Source organism: Methylocystis borbori (genome assembly GCF_036576025.1).
Classification (GTDB): domain Bacteria; phylum Pseudomonadota; class Alphaproteobacteria; order Rhizobiales; family Beijerinckiaceae; genus Methylocystis; species Methylocystis borbori.
In genome coordinates this window covers 118,153-135,719 of record NZ_JAZHYN010000001.1, presented here as the reverse complement: position 1 = coordinate 135,719, position 17,567 = coordinate 118,153, and the positions used below count along the sequence as shown (strand labels likewise).

Here is a 17,567-nt window from a genome sequence, read left to right as displayed (position 1 = left end):
TCATTGGGGAGACCGACGCCATGAAAGTGGTCACGGCCATTATCAAGCCATTCAAATTAAACGACGTCCATAATGCTCTATTTGCGATAGGCGTCTCCGGAATGACGGTTTATGAGGCCAAGGGACATGGCCATCAGAAAGGCCATTCGGAAATTTACGGCGCCGTCGAATATGTCGCTTATTTCATTCCGAAGCTTTGTATCGAAGTCATCGTCACTCCCGAGCTCGTGACTTCCGTCGTTCGCGCGATCATGCTCGCGGCCCGCACGGGTCAAAGCGGCGACGGCAAGATATATGTGACTTCGCTCGACGAGCTATATAAAATCCGCACGGGAGAAACGGGTCCGGGCGCGCTTTAAGCATGAAAGGATATTTTGTCGTCGCACGCCGCAAGACGCGCTTGGCGGAAAAACTCCGCGGAACATGCCCAAGCTCTCGGCCAAAGAGACTCTCCTCTCTCATCGCTGAGGCGGAACGAGTATTGACCACCGCCAGATAAGCGCTATTGTCTCCCGAGGTCCGTTTTAATTTCTTTTGGGAGGAGTCTAATGGCGCGCTCATCGGACAACCCACAGAACAAGCGTCGTGGCAAAAAGGCGCTCGGCGTGATGGGCGTATCTTTGTCGCTCGCGGGCGCCGCCTGCGTGGACAGCTCTCCCGCCGACGCCTCAGCGACTCCGGAGACGAGCAGGACGCGTACAATCGACCTCCGCGAACAGGAAGTGTTCGATGTGGGGCTGAATTCTTTCCGCCTTTTTGATCGCGAAGAAGTCCCGGCCGTGAAGACCGAACAGGTCGCATGGTGGTGGGGATGCCGCGGCTGTAGGGGCTGTGGGTGCCGCGGCTGCGGTTGCAGAGGCTGTGGCTGTCGCGGCTGCCGTGGTTGCTGGTGACGCGCCGCCTCGGATTTGATGGCTGGGCGGCGGGTTAAGCCTGAGGCGATGCTGCGGGGCGAGTGGGCCGCGCCGCGCGGAACTGCTTCGCGACGTTCCGCGCGCACCTGCTTTTCTGGATTTCTGATCGAGCAAATCTTGTCGCTTATGGGCGCGACGGGGCGGGGGAGCGCGCGACAGCCAAATGACCGTTGAAGCATCTAAACCGCTTTCCCGGAAGCAGGTTTCACGTGAGCGTTCATTCGGCGGCGCCCTTCGATTCTCGCCCAATTTCTCCGTCTATGTCCTGCCTCCTGACGCCGTCTGCCTTTATTCGGAGGACAGGAAGTTTTTTCTTCATGGCGCGCTCTATTGCGCGCTGGCGGAGCGGATCGGCGCGGGAGAGGACGCCGACGCCATACGTCATGCGCTATCCTCGGAGTTTCCCCTCGACGCAATAGACGAAGCGTTCAAGCGTCTGCTCGATCGCCGCTTCGTCTTCCCGGCGGGAGCGTCCGATGGCGTTGCGGCGGCCTACTGGGCGAGCCTCGGCCTGCCGCCCGACGTCGCCGAGAAAAACCTGCAAGAGGTCTCCGTTCAAATCGAAACCATGGGGATCGGCGGCGCGCGCGCGCTGGAGGAGGCGCTGGACGTCTTCGGCGTCAGGGTCGTGAAGCGGGGAGGCGATCTGACCATCGTCCTGGTCGGCGATTATCTCGAAAGCCAGCTCGCCGAGTTCAACCGCCGGCGGCTCGAGGAGAACCAAGACTGGCTGCTGGTTCAGCCCTCCGGCGTTTTCCCGCTGGTCGGCCCGATCTTCAGCCCGGGCAAGAGCGCATGCTGGAGATGCCTCGCCGATCGCATGAACTGGAATCGACAGGTCAAGGCTTTCCTTGGCCGCACGGAGGCGCGCTGCGTCGCTGTCTCGCCGCTCGGCGCCAATCCGCTCGGAATGAGCGGCGTCGGGCTCGCCGCCGCGGAGATCGGCAAGGCCATCGCCAGCGGCTTCCGCACCGATTTACGCCACCATATCGTGAGCCTGGACATGATGGGCTCGACGGTCGCACGGCATTATGTGCCAGCTCGGCCGCAATGCCCCTGCTGCGGCAGCCCCGAGCTGCGCGATCCGGCGCGACCGCCCACGCCTATCCGGCTGCATGCCGGCGGCGCGAGCGTCGTGACGAGCGGGGGATACAGATCGGTCGCGCCGGGCGACACCCTTGCGCGCAATCGCAAGCATGTCAGCCCGCTGACCGGCGTCGTATCGCATCTCGATCGGATCAAGAGCCAACAGCCGCTCGACGCGAGCTTTGTCGCCAGACATAATTTTTCGCCGCGCCCCGAAACCGTCGACGCCCTTCAGGCCGGGTTGAGCGGCGACAGCTATGGCAAGGGCAGCGTCGCCGAGCAGGGCGAGACAAGCGCGCTGATGGAGGCGATCGAGCGCTATTGCGGAATTTTCCAGGGCGACGAAATCAGAACGGTCCGACGATTCGTGGATTTCCCGGCCGGCGAGGCGATCCTGCCCAACGACATCCTGCTCTATAGCGACGCGCAATATGAGCGCGGCAAGACAAAGGGGCGGTGCGCGGGCGAGGGCGCGCGCCGCTTCGATCCCGCCGCAGAGACGGAATGGTCGCCGGTATGGTCGCTGCGGCACGAGCGCTTCAAATATATTCCCACTGGATTGCTGTATTTCTTCCACGAGTCCGGCTGCGCGAATCAGATCAGCGCCGATTCGAACGGCTGCGCGGCGGGCAATACGATCGAGGAGGCTATCCTTCAGGGGTTCCTCGAACTCGTTGAGCGGGACGCCTATGCGATCTGGTGGTACAACCGCTTGCGTCGTCCGGAGATCGATCTCGACAAGCTCGGCGACAGCTATGTGCGCGACCTGCGCGCCGTCTTCGCCAGGATGGGCCGCGACGTCTGGGCGCTGGACGTCACGAGCGATCTCGGCATTCCGGTGGTCATCGCCGTCGCCCATTGGACAGAAGACGGACGGGAATACATCGAAGTCGCGGCGGGGGCGCATTTCGACCCGCGGATCGCGACGCTGCGCGCCATGACCGAGCTCAACCAGTTCATCGCCATCGAGAGCCTCGGCGGCCGACCCGCGCTCGGTCCGGACGACGATTACGGAAACGACCCTCTCCCGCTGCGCAAGCATGCCTATCTGCGGCCGCAGGGCAAGGCGTCATTCGGACGGTCGCGGTTCAAGAATTTCGCGCAACTCGACAGCCGCGACCAGGTGCTGGCCTGCGTCAAGCTCGCCGCGCGCGCCGGCCATGATTTCCTTGTCCTGGATCAGACGCGCCCGGATATCGATGTGCCGGTGGTCCGGGTGATCGTGCCGGGACTGCGGCATTTCTATCGCCGCTTTGGTCCCGGCCGTCTCTATGAGACGCCCCTCGCGCTGGGCCTGCGCAAGCGGCCAGTAAGGGAAGCCGATCTCAACCCGCTGTTCCCCCGCACCTGACTTGCCTAGCGATTCCCAACCGCCCGCGCCGCCGGCACGGCTCTTCGCTCGGCTCAATCCGGGCGTCGCGCTCGAGCGCAATGACGCGGGCGGGCTCACCGCCTTTTTCGACGGTCGGGCCGTGGACTTTGGAAAGTTCGGCGCGGATGTCATAGCGCGCGCCGGCGAGTTCCAGAGCGGCCTGACGTTCGATGGGGATCCGGACGCGGAGATAAGCGAACTCGTCCGAAGGCTGGCGCTTTACGGCCTCGTGGAATATCGCTTGGCCCGCACGCCGGGCGGGCCGGATCTCGTCGTCATCGAGCCGCAGATGCGTGACTATGCGCCGCGAATGGTCGAGATCTCCGAGGATCGCCCCTTGGCGCTGTCGCGCTTTGCTTATATGCGGCGGCGCGGCGCCGACATGGCGCTCGAATCGCCCCGCGCCGGCGCGCTTTTCCGCCTGTGCGACCCCAGCGTCGCCGCAATGATTGCGCGTCTGTCGGCGGCGCGGACTGTGAGAGAGCTTCGCGAATCGGCCGACTTTCCAGGCGTCGAGCTGCTGGCGCTGCTCCTCGACGCCCAGATCCTCTTCACGCCTGGGCGCGACGCCGACAAAGGACTGCGCGCGGCGGAAGGCGACGACGCTCTCCTTTTATGGGATTTTCACGATCTGCTGTTCCACGCCCGCAGCACCAATGGACGGCAGGCCAATCCTACCGGCGGCCTTTACGCCCACGCGCATCTCGCGCCGGCGCCGCCTGCGATACGGCCGAGTTGGCCAGGGCGGGCGATCGACCTGACGACGCTCGATACGGCGCCGCCCTCGGCCTTTGCAACATTGTTGCGACGACGACGTTCGACGCGCGTCTTCGATGAGCGGCGCCCGATCACGCTGGCGGAGGTCGCGCAGCTCCTCGGGGGCGCCGCGCGAATCATATCGCGCGCGCGACAGCCTGATGAAGACGAGGAGGAGCCGGAGTTGGAGATCGCCCCGCGCCCCTATCCGTCCGGCGGCGCGAGCTACGAATTGGAGCTCTATCTCGCCGTCGACAAATGTGAGGGTCTGGCGCGCGGCTTTTATCATTACGACGCCAACCGCCACTCTCTTGTACGGATCGAGACGAGCGAGCCTTGGCTTGCGGCGATGCTGGAAGATGCGCAATTCGCCATGGGCGCGCCGGCGGCTCCGCAAATCCTCATGACAATGGCGGCGCGTTTCGGCCGCGTGTCGTGGAAATACAGCGGCTTCGCCTATGCGCTTATTCTGAAACATGTCGGCGTGCTGATGCAGACGCTCTATCTGATGGCGACCGAGATGGAGATTGGGGCCTGCGCGATCGGCGTCGGGGACATCGATCTCTTTGCGAAAATGACGGGCCTCGCGTTTCACGTCGAAGGGCCCGTTGGCCAGATCGCGATCGGACGCGGCGTCCAAAATGGTTCGACGCCCGTCGCCGATTGACGGCGCCTCGCAATCGCGACATACGGCGGCGATCATGGATCGTCCAACGCCTGGCGCGGGAAGACACGAGTCTTGATCGGAGCAAGGACAGCCGTCTTCGTCTCCGACGGCGTCGATCCCTGAAATGCCCATTTGGGAATTTTGAATTGAATGCTCGGCTAATTCGTCAAGGCGAGTTGATGGTTACGAGCCGAGCAGTTAACCATTACTTTTCCATAAGAAAAACTCTATCCGCCATGCCAGTCTTGTAATTCTCATTGCTTCTTAAAGAACCAAGCGGACGAAACCCATGGCTTCAGGGAAACAAGCGGCGGGCGACTGGCCGGTCGCCCTCGTCATCCAGCGCCGCATCGCCGACGAGGGTTTCGCCGCCTTCACGAAATGGAGCGGCAAGGTCGCCGAGGCGCTCAAATCCTGGCCGGGATTCCTTGGTCAGGAGGTGGCGCCTCCGCAGCCGCCCGCCAATCTCGACTGGGTGCAGGTCCTGCGCTTCGCGACTCCCGCAGCGGCGCGCGCATGGCTAGAGAGCGACGCGCGCGCCCAACTCGTCGAGGAGATCAGCCGGCATTGCATCGGTCCGGAGGACGTCCACATGCTGCAGGACGTAGGCGGCGATCGGACGGACGCCATCTCCGCCATTATTTCCTTCCGCGTGCCGGCGGACCGCGAAGCGGCGTTTCTCGACTGGCAGCAGCGCGTCCAGGCGGCGGAGTCCCAGTTCAAGGGATTCATGCGCCACAAGATCGAAGGGCCGATTGCGGGCTTGCACGACGACTGGATCGTCATCCTGTCCTTTGACGCCGACGCCAATCTGAACGCCTGGCTGGACTCGCCGCAACGCCGGGCGCTGCTTGTGGAAGGTCAGGAATTCAACGCCGGCCTCACTGTGAAGCGGGCGAGCTATGGCTTCAACTTCTGGTTCCCGGCAGGCCAGCCGGCGGCGGAGAGCCCATCCTTCATCTTCAAGAGCAATTTGCTCGTCCTGCTCGTACTCTATCCCATCGTCTTCCTTTGGGGCTATTTCATCAGCGGCCCGTTTATCGACTCGCGCGGCGCGCCATTCTGGCTGTCCTTGTTCATCGGCAATGTCGCCAGCACTCAGCTGCTGGGCTGGAAGCTCGCGCCGCTCGCCTTCAAGACGTTCGGCTGGTGGATCGAGCCCGAGGTGGGCTGGCGGAAGAACCTTCTCGGCTATGGCTTCCTCGTGGCGCTTTACGCGTTCTCCATGGCGGTCTACGCTGGCCTGCTTGCCTGGAACTGGGGCAAGGGTTGATGGAGCCGCGCCACGGCGCGGCGGCCTCTGGGAGAGGTCAAGGGAAAGAGCCCCCGACGCGCCTACAGGACTTCTACTTTGACCGCGCCTTGCGAGAAGGTCCCGGATCAGGCGAAATATGACGCCGCGCTTCTCACTCCACGGCGAGGCGCTCGGCCAACTCCGTCACATCGTCCCAATTCAAATGGTGGCTTCCATCCGCGGTTTCCACGTCAAGGCCTTCTTGTGTGACGGCTGCGGAGAATTCATGGTCGCTTCCGACTGGGCTCAGATAGACGAGATCATTGCGTCGCCAGTCATGAGCCAGCGCGGTGAAGGCGCGCGATAATGTCCGGCCTTCTTCAAGGGTCAAATCGTAAAACAGGCGCTCGCTCAACATCATCCGCAGCATTTCGCCGAGCATCCGGTGGGGCACGCGTTTGACGAGTGGATAAGTCATGTCTCTTCGCTCAATTTGGATCGAGGCGAGCTTGGCGAATAGCGCGCGCCAAGGCTCTCTATGATCGTGACGGCGCGGCCTCGCGGCGATTGTCGCAATCGACCGCCGGCTAAATAATGCGGACCTCTTCCGACTTGGCGATAAATTCCAGACGGTCGGCGCGATCGAAGTCAGCCGTCGGCGCCTCGAATACGAAGCGGTTCGGGTACCAGAAATTGCCATAGGGAAGGAAGAGGCTACTCGATCGCAGGCTGGCGAGTTGCTGCGCGCCGGCAAAGAGAATTGACTCGAATCCGACCCCGTCGGCGGGCGCCGCCGTGTCGTCGCCGAAAACATCGAACTGAATGAACAATTTGTTGGAAGGGATACAGCCCTCGACCGTGCTGATCGCGATGACGCGGAGATCCTGGAAGCGACGACCGATTTTACCGTCTGGCAGGACTTGCGCGAACTCATGCACGCGCCCCTTTTTGACCACGGCCGTATCGACAGAAGGCGCGCCAAGATCGGCCAACCCGACCGGCTTTGCGGGGGCCAATGCCACGACAGTATGGATTTCTTGCAGCACAGGCACGAACGGCTCCTCGCGTGGTTCGAAGTTGAAAATCCGGCCCAAACTCCGGATCTGGCGGGTGCCACGCATATAGCGCGCCAACGCGGGATCAACGACGGTGGGGCGCGCATCAAGAGAGTGGAAGCGAGCGTCGAGCGGCTGCGGCTCAAAACTCATCTACACGCGGTATAGAAAGGCCTTGCGAGCTAAATGCTGACTCATGTAAGCATATAGCAGATATATACTATGAGAATTTTATAATATTGGCGTATCTGAATGTATTAATGGCGGTTGTTCGGAGGCTTTCTAAAACTCCGTTTCAATGTTCTTGCGGTCAGATCAGAGTATCTTTACATCTCCTGGCGCCGCCGACGGCGCATCGCCGCGTGAGGGCGACTCTTTCGGTGCAACCGCGCATGCCAGTTCTTTGTTTGAGCGACGTGCGTCACGGCGCGGTTCGCGTCATCTCGTTCGACGCCGACATGGGGTCGGAGCAACGGCTCGTCGAGCTGGGTCTTCGCGCGGGCTCCACACTTTTTATTCTCGAACATGATATGAATTCTGGCGTGCTGGTGGCGGCGGGCGACAGCCGCATCGCCGTGGACCCTGCGACGGCGCGCCGCATATGCGTCGTCCGCTTGGAGGAGCCATTTGCGGGAATGACGATCGGCGATTTGAACCCCGGCGACCGCGCCCGCATCGTCGGCATGGGCAGGGGAATGTCGGGCTATCGGCAGAAACTCATGGCGATGGGGCTCACCCCTGGCGTCGAATTCACGCTGACGCGCGTGGCGCCGCTTGGCGATCCAGTCGAAATACAGGTTCGCGGGTTCTCGATGAGCCTCCGCAAGGCCGAAGCCCAGCTTCTCGCGTTAGAGAAGCTCCCATGAGGGAAGGCGATCCCAAGCCGATCCTCATCGGGATCGTCGGCAATCCGAACTGCGGCAAGAGCACGCTGTTCAACGTCCTCACCGGCGCGCGCCAGGAGGTCGGGAACTGGCCAGGCGTCACCGTGGAAAAGAAAAGCGGGCGCTATCGCTACGACGGAAACACATATGAGATGATTGATCTGCCCGGCGTCTATTCGCTGGGCGCAACGATCGATGTGTCCGAAGACGAGCGCATCGCGCGTGACTTCGTTCTTTCCGGCGACGCCAGGCTGATCGTCAATATTGTCGACGCCTCCAACCTCGAGCGCAATCTCTATCTAACGGCCCAGTTGCTGGAGATGGGCGCGCCGATGGCGATCGCCGTCAATATGATGGACATTGCCAAGCGCCGCGGGATCGTTGTCGACACGGAAAAGCTGTCGCGCGAGTTAGGTTGCCCGGCGATCCCCATTATCGCCACGCGCGGGATCGGCGTCTCCGATCTCATGGCGCATATCGCCGATCTCGCTGAACGCCCGCGTCCGCCATTGGTGACGCCGCATTACGGCGAGGCCGTCGAGGCGGCCATCGCAAGACTGGAGCCGCTCCTGGCCGAAAACGGCTCGCGGCAACCTCATTGGCGCGCCCTCAAGCTGATCGAAGGCGATCCCGTGCTGGCGGGCGAAGTCGGGGGACATCTCGAAAGCGAAACAACCGTCGCTCGTGATATGGTGGCGCAGGCGTTCGGCGAGGACCCCGACATCGTCATCGCGGATGCGCGTTTTGGCTTCGTGACCGGGATCGTCGAGCGGTCGGCGACCCGCCCGCGCGAAGCCTCGCGGACATTGTCAGACCGCATCGACCATATCGTGCTCAACCGCTTTCTCGGCATCCCGATCTTTCTGATGATGATGTATGTGATGTTCATATTCACGATCAGAATAGGGGGAGCCTTTATCGATTTCTTCGAGCAGGCGACTGGCGCGCTGCTCGTTGACGGCGGCCGGCTGACGCTGGAGCGCCTGGGATTGCCGCAGTGGCTGGTCGCTTTATTGGCCGAGGGGGTCGGCGGCGGCGTTCAAACCGTCGCGACATTCATTCCCATCATCGGCTTGCTGTATCTCTTTCTCTCCACCCTGGAGGATTCCGGTTATATGGCGCGCGCCGCCTTCGTGATGGACCGCGCGATGCGGGCCGTCGGACTTCCTGGGAAGTCATTCGTGCTGTTGATTGTAGGATTCGGCTGCAACGTGCCTGCGATTATGGCGACCCGCACGCTGGAAAGCCGTCACGACCGCATCCTGACGATCATGATGGCGCCGTTCATGTCATGCGGCGCGCGCCTGCCGGTCTATGCGTTGTTCGCCGCCGTCTTTTTCCCCGCAAGCGGCCAGAACGTCGTCTTCCTACTTTATCTGATCGGCATTCTGTTTGCCGTTGGAACGGGGTTCCTTTTGAAAAACACCGTGCTGAGAGGAGAGGCTTCTCCCTTCATCATGGAGTTGCCGCCCTATCACATGCCCACTGTCAGCACGGTCCTGCTCAGAGCCTGGGACCGGCTGAAGGCTTTCGTCTTCAGGTGCAGCCGCGTGATCATTCCCATCGTCGTGCTGTTGAGCTTTCTCAACACGATCGGCGCAGATGGCAGCTTCGGGAATCAGAACAGCGAGAAATCAGCGCTTTCCGCCATCGGCCGGACAATGGTTCCAGCCTTCGAGCCGATGGGAATGACCAGGGACAATTGGCCTGCGGCGGTCGGCGTCTTTACGGGCGTTCTGGCCAAAGAGGTCGTGATCGGCACGCTCAACGCGCTTTATAGCCAACTTGGCGCGCGGGCGGCCGGCGAGGGCGGCGAGAGCAAGTCGGAGAGCGCCGACGTCGGCAAGAAGCTCGTCGACGCCTTCGAGACCGTCCCGCAGAATTTGAAGGCGGTTCTGGCGGCCTTGACGGACCCGCTAGGACTCGACGTTTCGTTTATCCAAGATACGGCCGCGACCGCGACCAAGCTTAAAGTGCAGCAGAGCGCCTTCTCCGCAATGGCGGCGCGTTTCGACGGGCCGGCCGGGGCTTTCGCTTATCTGCTGATGATCCTGCTTTACATTCCTTGCGTCGCGGCGATGGGAGCGATCTATCAGGAGATCGGCTGGCGCTGGACCATCTTCAGCGCCATATGGAATACCGGGATTGGGTGGTGCGCGGCGGTTATTTTCTATCAGGCCGCAAGATTCGATCGGTCGCCCGGAACCTCCGTTTTCTGGATTGCCGCCTGCCTTGCGGCGCTGCTCGCGGCGATGGCCGCCCTGCGCGTCGTGGGCTCTGGGGCGGCGAAGAGGCGCAACTGGAGCGATCTTTCTCGAGCCGTCGCGAGCTGGCCGAAGCAGAGTTGAGGGGCGGCCATGGCAACGCTGTCGTCGGTTAGAAGCTTCATGGAGAGCCGTCATCGAGCTTCCGTGCTGGAAATCGCCGCCAGTCTCCGCACCACGCCGGACGTGGCGCGAAATCTACTCGAAATATGGCGGGCGAAAAACAAGGTTCGGCGCATAGTCGGCGTTTGCGCCGCTTGCGGCAAGGCGGGAACCGCGGGATGCGGTTGCGCCGAGAGCGTGGATATCAGCGACATATATGAATGGGTCGAGGAGCGGCGAGAAAATCGCGGCGATTCCTGACCCTCTGCGATGGGGCGCACGCCATCGGCTTGTTCCTTATAGCAGCGCGCCCGCTCAGCTTCTTTTCGAGTTGGGATCGCCGAACTTGAATGTCGAACGATGACGCCAAGACGGAAGCGGCGGTCGCTTTCGAGGAAAAAGGAATTCCGCTGGTTGACGGCGACGGCGTTGGAGATTGTCCACGAGCTGCCCAAGCGGCTGCGCTTGCGGCTGGCGGCGAGTCCTGAGGTCCTGGCGCGCGCCGCCGCGAGCCTGCGCGATCTTCCCGGCGTCAGCGAAGTCCGCGCCAATCGCGCCTGCGCGTCTCTGGCGGTCAGTTATGACGGCCAGACGGAAACGCGCGAAGCCATTCTCGCGCGGGCTCGACATCCGCTAACAACGGCGCGCGAAGCGTGGCAAGCGCCCGCGGCGGCGAACCCGACCCGGCTGACGTTCGCCGCCGCAGCCGCCGTCGCATCGCTATTTATGCCTGTTCCTCTCGCCCGGGCGATCACCTTGGCCAATGTCGCCGGCGTCGTCTTGCGCGGCGCGGCCCAGGCGCTGCGAGCGACGCTGAAGACCGACGCGCTTGATGCGCTCGCCATCGGCTTGCCGACGGCGCGCGGCGAATTTGTCACCGCGAACGTCGCCCGCTTTCTACTCGAGTTGGCAGGGTATATCGAGACGACCACCGTCCAGCGGTCCGACGAACTATTGCGCTCGCTGCTGCTGAAGCCGCCCGACGACGTCTGGATCGAGCGCGACGACGGCGAGCTTGCGCGCGTTCCTTTCGCCGAACTTAAAGGCGGCGAAAGGGTCGTCGTAGGCGCGGGCGAGACGATTCCAGTCGACGGACATGTGCAGACCGGCGACGCCTATGTGGACCAATCGACGGTGACGGGCGAAAGCCTCCCCTTGCCGCGCGGCGCCGGAGACCAGGCGCTCGCCGGCGGCGTCGTCACGGCGGGGCGGCTCGTGATCCTCGCCGAGCGGGTGGGCGCGGCGACCACGACTGGACGCATCGCCGGTTATATTCAGGAGGGGCTCGATCGTCCGTCGAACATTCAGACGGCCTCCAGCGCGCTCGCCGACAAGCGCGTGGGCATCACCCTGGCGTCGGCCGGCGCGGTGTTCGCCCTAACCGGCGATCTTCGCCGGATCGAGTCCGTCTTCATGGTCGACTATTCCTGCGCGGTGAAGCTCGGCACGCCGATCGCAATCAAATCGGCGATGTATCGGGCGGCGCGCATGGGATGCCTCGTCAAGAGCGGCTCGGCCATAGAGGCGCTCGCCGGGATCGATACGGTCGTTTTCGACAAGACCGGCACGCTCACGCACAATACGCTCGAAGTCACGGACATCTGCCCGCTCGACCGCGATATCGACGAGGAGCGCGTGGCGGCCATGATCGCCTCGCTCGGCGAGCATACGAGCCATCCCATCGCGCGCGCCGTGGTGCAGCTCGCCGAGAAACGGCATCTCGCTCATATTCCCCATGAGGAGGTGAGCTTCATCGTCGGTCATGGCGTGGAAGCGAGAGTGGAAGGCCGCCGCATCCGCTTTGGCAGCCGGCATTTCCTGGAGGACGACGAACGCGTTTCCTTCGCCGGCGCGCGCGACAGAGTGAAGACTTTAGAGGCCGAGGGCAAATCGCTTCTCTATATCGCGGCCGATAACCGTCCGATCGCCGTTTTCGCCCTGCGCGACCGCCTGCGCGCCGAGAGCGCCGAGACGCTCGCACGGTTGCGGGCGCAGGGCGTCAAGCGTCTGATTATGATCACCGGCGACCGTCAGGCGCCGGCGATGGCCTTCGCAAAAATGCTGGGGCTCGACGCGGTGCACTACGAGCAGCGGCCGGAGGACAAGGCGCGCGTGATCGCAGCGCTGAAACAGGAGGGTTGCCGCATCGCCTATGTCGGCGACGGCGTGAACGACGGCCCGGGGTTGATGGAGGCGGATGTCGGCGTCTCGATGCCGCGCGCCGCGGATATCGCGCGCGCCACCGCCGGCATCGTCCTTTTGGAGGACAGGCTCGACTCGCTGGTGACGATCCTCTCCCTCGCGCAAAACACGATGCGGCTCATCCACTCCAACTTCGCCGTGGCGGTCGGCGTCAATACCGCCATTCTGGCGGGAGCCGCCTCGGGCGTTCTCGCCCCCGTCGCCTCGGCGGCGCTGCACAATGGCGCGACCATCGCCGTGCTGCTGCGCGCGCTTCTCGGCGGACGGTCGACTCAGCAAGGATTAGGCAGCGGACATCGAGGCATTTGATGACGGCCGCTATGCTGCAATTCCTCGGCAAGTTGGAAAGAGCGCCGATAGACGCGCTCGCAGTTTGAACTGCCTAGCGCCGTTTAATTCGCATAGCCAGCATGAAGGCGACCGTCAGGGCGCTGACGGCCGAAAGGAGCGTCCACAACAGAACGCCGAAAGCGGGTCCGTCTCGGAAAAATGCGAAAACGAGACTCGCCAGGAGAAAACTGAAGCCGCCTATACGCAATCCCGTGCGCAAATCTGAAGGCAAATGGCGCTCACCCATCGTCTCCCGCCAATGACGCGGAAGAGATAAGGCGAGCAACAGAAAACCAAACAGCGACGCGGCGAAGGAGGCGACGAGCAAAATCTCAGGCATGATCCGTCTCGACTTGCGCGGAGCGACGGTTCTGCGGTTCAACGCGACTCGCCGTTTCGCCGGCGCGACCGAGGCGTCTTGCAGCCATGGCCGCGACGAATGAGGCCGCCAGCAGACCGATGTCCACGCCGGCGACAGCCCATTGACCTTGCGCCAAGCTTTTGGCGAGGTGATCGCCCGTCGTGATCCAATTCAGAACCGGCGCTGCGCCCGCCATGATGCAAACGGCCCAGGCCTGCTCGCGCCAGGCTCCCTGCGCCTGCCCGGCGGCGACGCGTTGGCCGGCGTGAACGACCGAGGCGGCCCATAGCGCAAAAAAAGCGACGGTCTCCCATTGCGCGCGACTGGGCGTATCCTGCGGCAGGAGCCGATTGGCGACAAAAAAGCCGCCCGTCGCGAAAACCAGCCCGACGCTCGCGGCAATGAGAAGCGCTTCGACGAAACGAACTCCCGTCGGATGCGGCTTCGTCTTCCGCTTCTCCAGCCAGATGACGAAGCCCGTAACGATCAGCGCACAGCCGCCGAGCCCCGCGACAAAATAAAGCCAACGCAGAGGCCAATGCTCAAAGCGCAACAGATGCACGCCCCAAATAAAATCGAGCGTAGACCGGGCGGGTCTGTTGGCGCCCTGTCCGAGCATCTGGCCGGCGCGGTCGAAGAAGATTGGTTCGCCGTCATGCGAAACCCGATCCTTCGTATTGCGCCGAAATTCGATCACGGCGTTTGCGTCGCGGGCGTTTGTCACGAGCAGGAGTTCCGCCTCCGCGCCCCAGCGGCGCTCGGCCGACGAGCGCATTGCGTCTAGCGATCCAATCACGCCCGGGCCGCCGGATTTTGGAAGACGAGCCGCTCCAACCGCCTCGTCGAAAAAGACGTTCGCCTTTCCCGGATAGGCCGCGTCGATGCCCGCCGGCAAATAGACTGCGGAAAAAATGACGAGACCCGAAAGCGGAATGACAAAAAAGAAGGGAAGGCCAATGACGCCCATGACGGCGTGAAGATCCTGGCTGGCGCGCAACAACGGCCCCTTCGGCCGATAAGTGAAGAAATTTGCGAAGAGACCCGTGCGAATAAGGACGCCGGAAGTCAGCAAGACAAGCATCGCCATCGCCGCTGCGCCGACAATCCAGGGACCGATGTTGAAGGCGCGAATAAGCAGCGTGTAGTGAAACGGGTAGAAGAAGCGCGTCGCGCCGAGCGTGCCTGAGTCAGGCAATATATCGCCGCTCGCGGGATTGATGGCGAAGTTGCGCGGGCCGCTCTTGCTCCGAAAGCCAAGTTGCAAAAATGGCGCGCGCGCGTCGGGCAGCACGAGCCGCCACTGATCCGCGTCTGCGAGGAGCGCGTCGATCCTTGGTCGAAGCGCGTCGAGCGAAATCGACGCATGCCGCGCAGGAAGGCGTGTCGTGGGAGCCATCCAGCGATCGATCTCGCGATCGAAGACCGAAAGAGCGCCCATGAAGAAAATCACGATGAGGATTACGCCCAATGTGACGCCCGACCAGGTATGCAGCCAGGTCATTGACTGACGGAGCGTCGTAAACATCAGATCAATCCTCTCAAGACGCGCGAGAGGCCGATCAGCCCCGCGGCGCCGCCAATGAGCGCGAAAGAAACGCGGACGAGCGAGCGCGACGCAAAGGCCCAGAGAAGAATGAAGAGATAGAGCGGAAAGCCGAGCAGAGTGGCGATGATCACGCTCTCGCTACGCGGCACGCCAATCGCGATCAAAAGCAAGGTCAAACAGGCGACCGCGCCCCAGACGAAGCCATAGCCGCCAAAGACGGCGGCTATGGCGCGCATCGCGATCGCCCATTTGCGCGGCGTAGCTGTGCGCCGACTGCGTGGTATTTTGTTCTTGTCGGCGGCGATCATTTCGGGCCGCATTCGAGACGCGTCCTTCGCTTCACCAACGATAGAAGAGCGTGCCGATGATCGTGCGCTCGGCGCCCCATTGGCAGTTTGTGGTCGCCGTGCAGATGATATGACGTCTGTCGAGCAAATTGTTCACGTTCAACTGCAGCCGGAATCCATCGAGGCGCGGGATCGTCTTGGGCTCATAGTGCAAGGTCGCGTCGATCAACGTATAACCCTTGTTCTGAACCGTGTTGGCGGCGTCCGCATAGGTCGGGCCGACGGCGCGTAAGCCCCCGCCCAAACCAAAGCCTCGGAAGTCGCCGTCCTGAATCGTATAATCGCCCCATATCGAGCCGAAATCCTTGGCGATATACGCTGGACGCTTGCCGACCGTGCTGACGCCCTGAGCGTTCGGATTATCCTTCGTCACATGCACCGGGTTGCTGGTAAATGCGGCGATGATGTCGAGGCCGGGCATCGGATTGAGCGTGGCCTGAATTTCGAGCCCGCGCGACTCCACTTCGCCCGTCTGCACCTTGTAAGTCGTCGCCGGCCGCAACGGATCCGGCGTGAGGACATTCTGCTGCGTCAGATTGAAATAGGCGATGGTGATCATGCCTGGAAAGCCTTCCGGCTGATATTTGACCCCGCCCTCAATTTGTTCGGCGAAAGTGGGCTTGAAGGGATTGCCGCTGAAGTCAGTTCCCGTCGTCGGCAGGAAGGCGTGGGAATAGCCGACATAAGGCGCGAGGCCGCCGTCGAACACATAGTTGAGACCGGCGCGATAGCTTGGCTCCACATCACGCTTGTTGGCGATAGCGTTGGTGCGATAATTCACCGTCGTCGAGCGCGCTTCGTCCAAACGGCCTCCGACGGTGAGAACGAAATTATTAAATTTTATCTGATCCTGCCCATAGAAACCGAGCTGGGTCGCCGTCTGATGGGAATAGTTCGAAACGGTTGTCGGCTGCGCCACGAGCTGCCCGTAGACCGGATAGAACAAGGCGAGTTTGGGGCCGACGCCGCTAAGCGTCCGTGTCGTATAGGTCGCCGATTGATAGTCGGTTCCATAAATTGCGGTATGCGAGAGCGGGCCCGTGGAGAACTTCGCCTCGGCGATATTGTCGAGCGCGAAGGAATAGATATTTTCGTCGATCGCGCTCGTGCTACGATTCACGATGGTCGACGCGGTTATGCTCGAAGCGGTCATGTTATTGTATTGAAAGTCGAGCGCGCCGTATCGCATATTCTGCCGGAACGTCACGGCGTCGTCGAACCTATGCTCGAACCGATAGCCGATCGTCCCTTGCGTGAAATCGCTCAGATTGAAGTTGGGATCGCCGATCATAATGTTTGTGTAGGTCTGGTTCTGCAATGTCAGCGTGAAGGGGCCGGCCGTCTTATTGTGCAGCCAGTCTCCCTGGATCGTCAGTTTGGTGTCTTCCGTCGGCCGGAAGGTGAAAGACGGCGCGATATAATGGCGGATATCGGGAACCGCCTTGTCGTCGTTATATTTGAACTGCGTATCGCTGTCGCGCACCATGCCGACGACGCGATAGAGGAGCCTTCCGTCTTCATCCAAGGGACCGCTGAAATCCAGGGCCCCCTGCAGGCGATTGAATGTGCCGCCCTGCATATAGATTTCGCCGCGGGCGAAATCCGTCGGCTTCTTCGTGATCTTATCGATGATGCCGCCAGGGCTGCCTTGTCCGTAAAGCACGGATGAAGGCCCCTTGAGCACATCGACGCGTTCAAGGCCATAGAACTCGCTGATAAAGCGCGCCCACACGCCATTGGCTTCGCGCAGGCCATCGCGATAGACGCCGTTCGTGCTCACGTCGAAGCCACGAATATAGGGCGCGTCGAAAGTCGCCCGCGGATCGGCGCCGTAAGGCTCGGCAAAGACGCCCGCCGTGTAGCGGAACGCTTCCCCCTCGCGCTGCACATTGCGCACATCCATCTGTTGACGCGTGATCACCGATATCGACTGCGGAACTTCGAGGATGGGCGTATTGGTCTTTGTTCCCGCAAAACTTTGTCTGGCCACATAGCCTTGCACGTCCCCCGGCGCGGTTGCGCCTTGGCCGCCGCCGGCTCCTCCCGCTGTCGTGGCGCCGGCGGCGGTCGCAGCGGGAGCATGCGCGCCTCTCTGACTGGCGCTCGAAGGCGTCCTCGCCTGACGCGGCCGCGCAATTCTCGGCGCAGCGGCGACAGGAGCCGTTCGAGGACGCGCCTGTTCGTGCGGCGCGTCCACCGTTACAGGCGGTAACACCGTTGATCCGGCTTGTTGCGCTAAAGCCGAACCGTCGGCGAGGGCGGTCGCGGCAAGCAGCGAAGCGACGCGTGGGAGCGTGCGAGAAAACGGAAGGGACATGAGAGACGGGCCTCCAGCTAGGTCAATATGGCTGGCTAAAGCCCAGGGAGGCGTGGCTGGCCTGTTAGAGCGGCCATTTTTAGATAGGCGACCTTACCCCAATCTGCCAAAGCGAATGCTTCCAGAAAGA

Annotated in this window: 14 protein-coding genes; 8 read left to right on the top strand and 6 right to left on the bottom strand. The window is 62.2% G+C overall.

Annotation, left to right across the window (positions count from 1 at the left end; translation table 11 throughout):
• The first annotated feature begins 20 nt into the window (after positions 1 to 20).
• The 4 genes from V3H18_RS00600 (at position 21) to V3H18_RS00585 (ending at position 6,068) form a co-directional block, all read left to right on the top strand.
• Positions 21 to 359, top strand: a complete 339-nt coding sequence (locus tag V3H18_RS00600; RefSeq protein WP_332079922.1) for a P-II family nitrogen regulator — start codon at positions 21 to 23, stop codon at positions 357 to 359.
• Positions 360 to 1,077: 718 nt separating this feature from the next.
• Entirely contained in the window at positions 1,078 to 3,351 is a 2,274-nt protein-coding gene (locus tag V3H18_RS00595) for a TOMM precursor leader peptide-binding protein (RefSeq protein ID WP_332079921.1), read from the top strand.
• Position 3,352: 1 nt separating this feature from the next.
• Entirely contained in the window at positions 3,353 to 4,795 is a 1,443-nt protein-coding gene (locus V3H18_RS00590; protein WP_332079920.1) for a SagB/ThcOx family dehydrogenase, read from the top strand.
• Between the two features lie 289 nt (positions 4,796 to 5,084).
• On the top strand, positions 5,085 to 6,068 hold the full coding sequence (locus V3H18_RS00585) for an antibiotic biosynthesis monooxygenase (RefSeq protein WP_332079919.1): 984 nt from the start codon (positions 5,085 to 5,087) through the stop codon (positions 6,066 to 6,068).
• A gap of 133 nt (positions 6,069 to 6,201) precedes the next feature.
• Here the strand turns inward: V3H18_RS00585 and V3H18_RS00580 are convergent, their stop codons facing one another.
• Complete coding sequence (locus tag V3H18_RS00580; protein ID WP_332079918.1) at positions 6,202 to 6,471, bottom strand: hypothetical protein; 270 nt, start codon at positions 6,469 to 6,471, stop codon at positions 6,202 to 6,204.
• Positions 6,472 to 6,616: 145 nt separating this feature from the next.
• Positions 6,617 to 7,237: a hypothetical protein gene (locus V3H18_RS00575; RefSeq protein ID WP_332079917.1), complete on the bottom strand. Its 621-nt coding sequence runs from the start codon at positions 7,235 to 7,237 to the stop codon at positions 6,617 to 6,619.
• A gap of 239 nt (positions 7,238 to 7,476) precedes the next feature.
• Here V3H18_RS00575 and V3H18_RS00570 point away from each other — a divergent pair, with 239 nt between their 5' ends.
• The 4 genes from V3H18_RS00570 (at position 7,477) to V3H18_RS00560 (ending at position 12,845) form a co-directional block, all read left to right on the top strand.
• A complete protein-coding gene (locus V3H18_RS00570) occupies positions 7,477 to 7,950 on the top strand; it encodes a FeoA family protein (protein ID WP_332079916.1) in 474 nt (157 codons plus the stop codon).
• A complete protein-coding gene (gene feoB / locus V3H18_RS00565) occupies positions 7,947 to 10,316 on the top strand; it encodes a Fe(2+) transporter permease subunit FeoB (protein ID WP_332079915.1) in 2,370 nt (789 codons plus the stop codon). The genes V3H18_RS00570 and feoB overlap by 4 nt, the downstream gene beginning before the upstream one ends.
• A 9-nt stretch (positions 10,317 to 10,325) precedes the next feature.
• Positions 10,326 to 10,595 (top strand): FeoC-like transcriptional regulator, encoded by a 270-nt coding sequence (locus tag V3H18_RS16620; RefSeq protein WP_408631740.1) that lies wholly within the window; start codon positions 10,326 to 10,328, stop codon positions 10,593 to 10,595.
• Positions 10,596 to 10,748: 153 nt separating this feature from the next.
• Entirely contained in the window at positions 10,749 to 12,845 is a 2,097-nt protein-coding gene (locus tag V3H18_RS00560) for a heavy metal translocating P-type ATPase (RefSeq protein WP_332079914.1), read from the top strand.
• Positions 12,846 to 12,918: 73 nt separating this feature from the next.
• Here V3H18_RS00560 and V3H18_RS00555 read toward each other — a convergent pair whose 3' ends face one another.
• Genes V3H18_RS00555 through V3H18_RS00540 form a run of 4 tightly spaced genes read right to left on the bottom strand, consistent with a single transcriptional unit; the run spans position 12,919 to position 17,110 of the window.
• Positions 12,919 to 13,194 (bottom strand): DUF3325 domain-containing protein, encoded by a 276-nt coding sequence (locus tag V3H18_RS00555; protein ID WP_332079913.1) that lies wholly within the window; start codon positions 13,192 to 13,194, stop codon positions 12,919 to 12,921.
• 4 nt (positions 13,195 to 13,198) lie between these two features.
• Positions 13,199 to 14,752 (bottom strand): PepSY-associated TM helix domain-containing protein, encoded by a 1,554-nt coding sequence (locus V3H18_RS00550; RefSeq protein ID WP_332079912.1) that lies wholly within the window; start codon positions 14,750 to 14,752, stop codon positions 13,199 to 13,201.
• Positions 14,752 to 15,093, bottom strand: coding sequence for a hypothetical protein (locus V3H18_RS00545; protein WP_332079911.1), 342 nt, complete (start codon positions 15,091 to 15,093; stop codon positions 14,752 to 14,754). The genes V3H18_RS00550 and V3H18_RS00545 overlap by 1 nt, the downstream gene beginning before the upstream one ends.
• Before the next feature lie 19 nt (positions 15,094 to 15,112).
• Positions 15,113 to 17,110, bottom strand: a complete 1,998-nt coding sequence (locus V3H18_RS00540) for a TonB-dependent siderophore receptor (RefSeq protein ID WP_332079909.1) — start codon at positions 17,108 to 17,110, stop codon at positions 15,113 to 15,115.
• Positions 17,111 to 17,567 lie beyond the last annotated feature (457 nt).

Excerpts from the sequence above, each read along its gene's own strand:
- V3H18_RS00580 (WP_332079918.1), bottom strand. The coding sequence starts at position 6,471 with ATGCTCGGCGAAATGCTGCGGATGATGTTGAGCGAGCGCCTGTTTTAC.
- V3H18_RS00545 (WP_332079911.1), bottom strand. The coding sequence starts at position 15,093 with ATGCGGCCCGAAATGATCGCCGCCGACAAGAACAAAATACCACGCAGT.
- V3H18_RS00575 (WP_332079917.1), bottom strand. The coding sequence starts at position 7,237 with ATGAGTTTTGAGCCGCAGCCGCTCGACGCTCGCTTCCACTCTCTTGAT.
- V3H18_RS00595 (WP_332079921.1), top strand. The coding sequence starts at position 1,078 with ATGACCGTTGAAGCATCTAAACCGCTTTCCCGGAAGCAGGTTTCACGT.
- V3H18_RS00600 (WP_332079922.1), top strand. The coding sequence starts at position 21 with ATGAAAGTGGTCACGGCCATTATCAAGCCATTCAAATTAAACGACGTC.
- V3H18_RS00550 (WP_332079912.1), bottom strand. The coding sequence starts at position 14,752 with ATGTTTACGACGCTCCGTCAGTCAATGACCTGGCTGCATACCTGGTCG.
- V3H18_RS00585 (WP_332079919.1), top strand. The coding sequence starts at position 5,085 with ATGGCTTCAGGGAAACAAGCGGCGGGCGACTGGCCGGTCGCCCTCGTC.
- feoB (WP_332079915.1), top strand. The coding sequence starts at position 7,947 with ATGAGGGAAGGCGATCCCAAGCCGATCCTCATCGGGATCGTCGGCAAT.
- V3H18_RS00570 (WP_332079916.1), top strand. The coding sequence starts at position 7,477 with ATGCCAGTTCTTTGTTTGAGCGACGTGCGTCACGGCGCGGTTCGCGTC.
- V3H18_RS16620 (WP_408631740.1), top strand. The coding sequence starts at position 10,326 with ATGGCAACGCTGTCGTCGGTTAGAAGCTTCATGGAGAGCCGTCATCGA.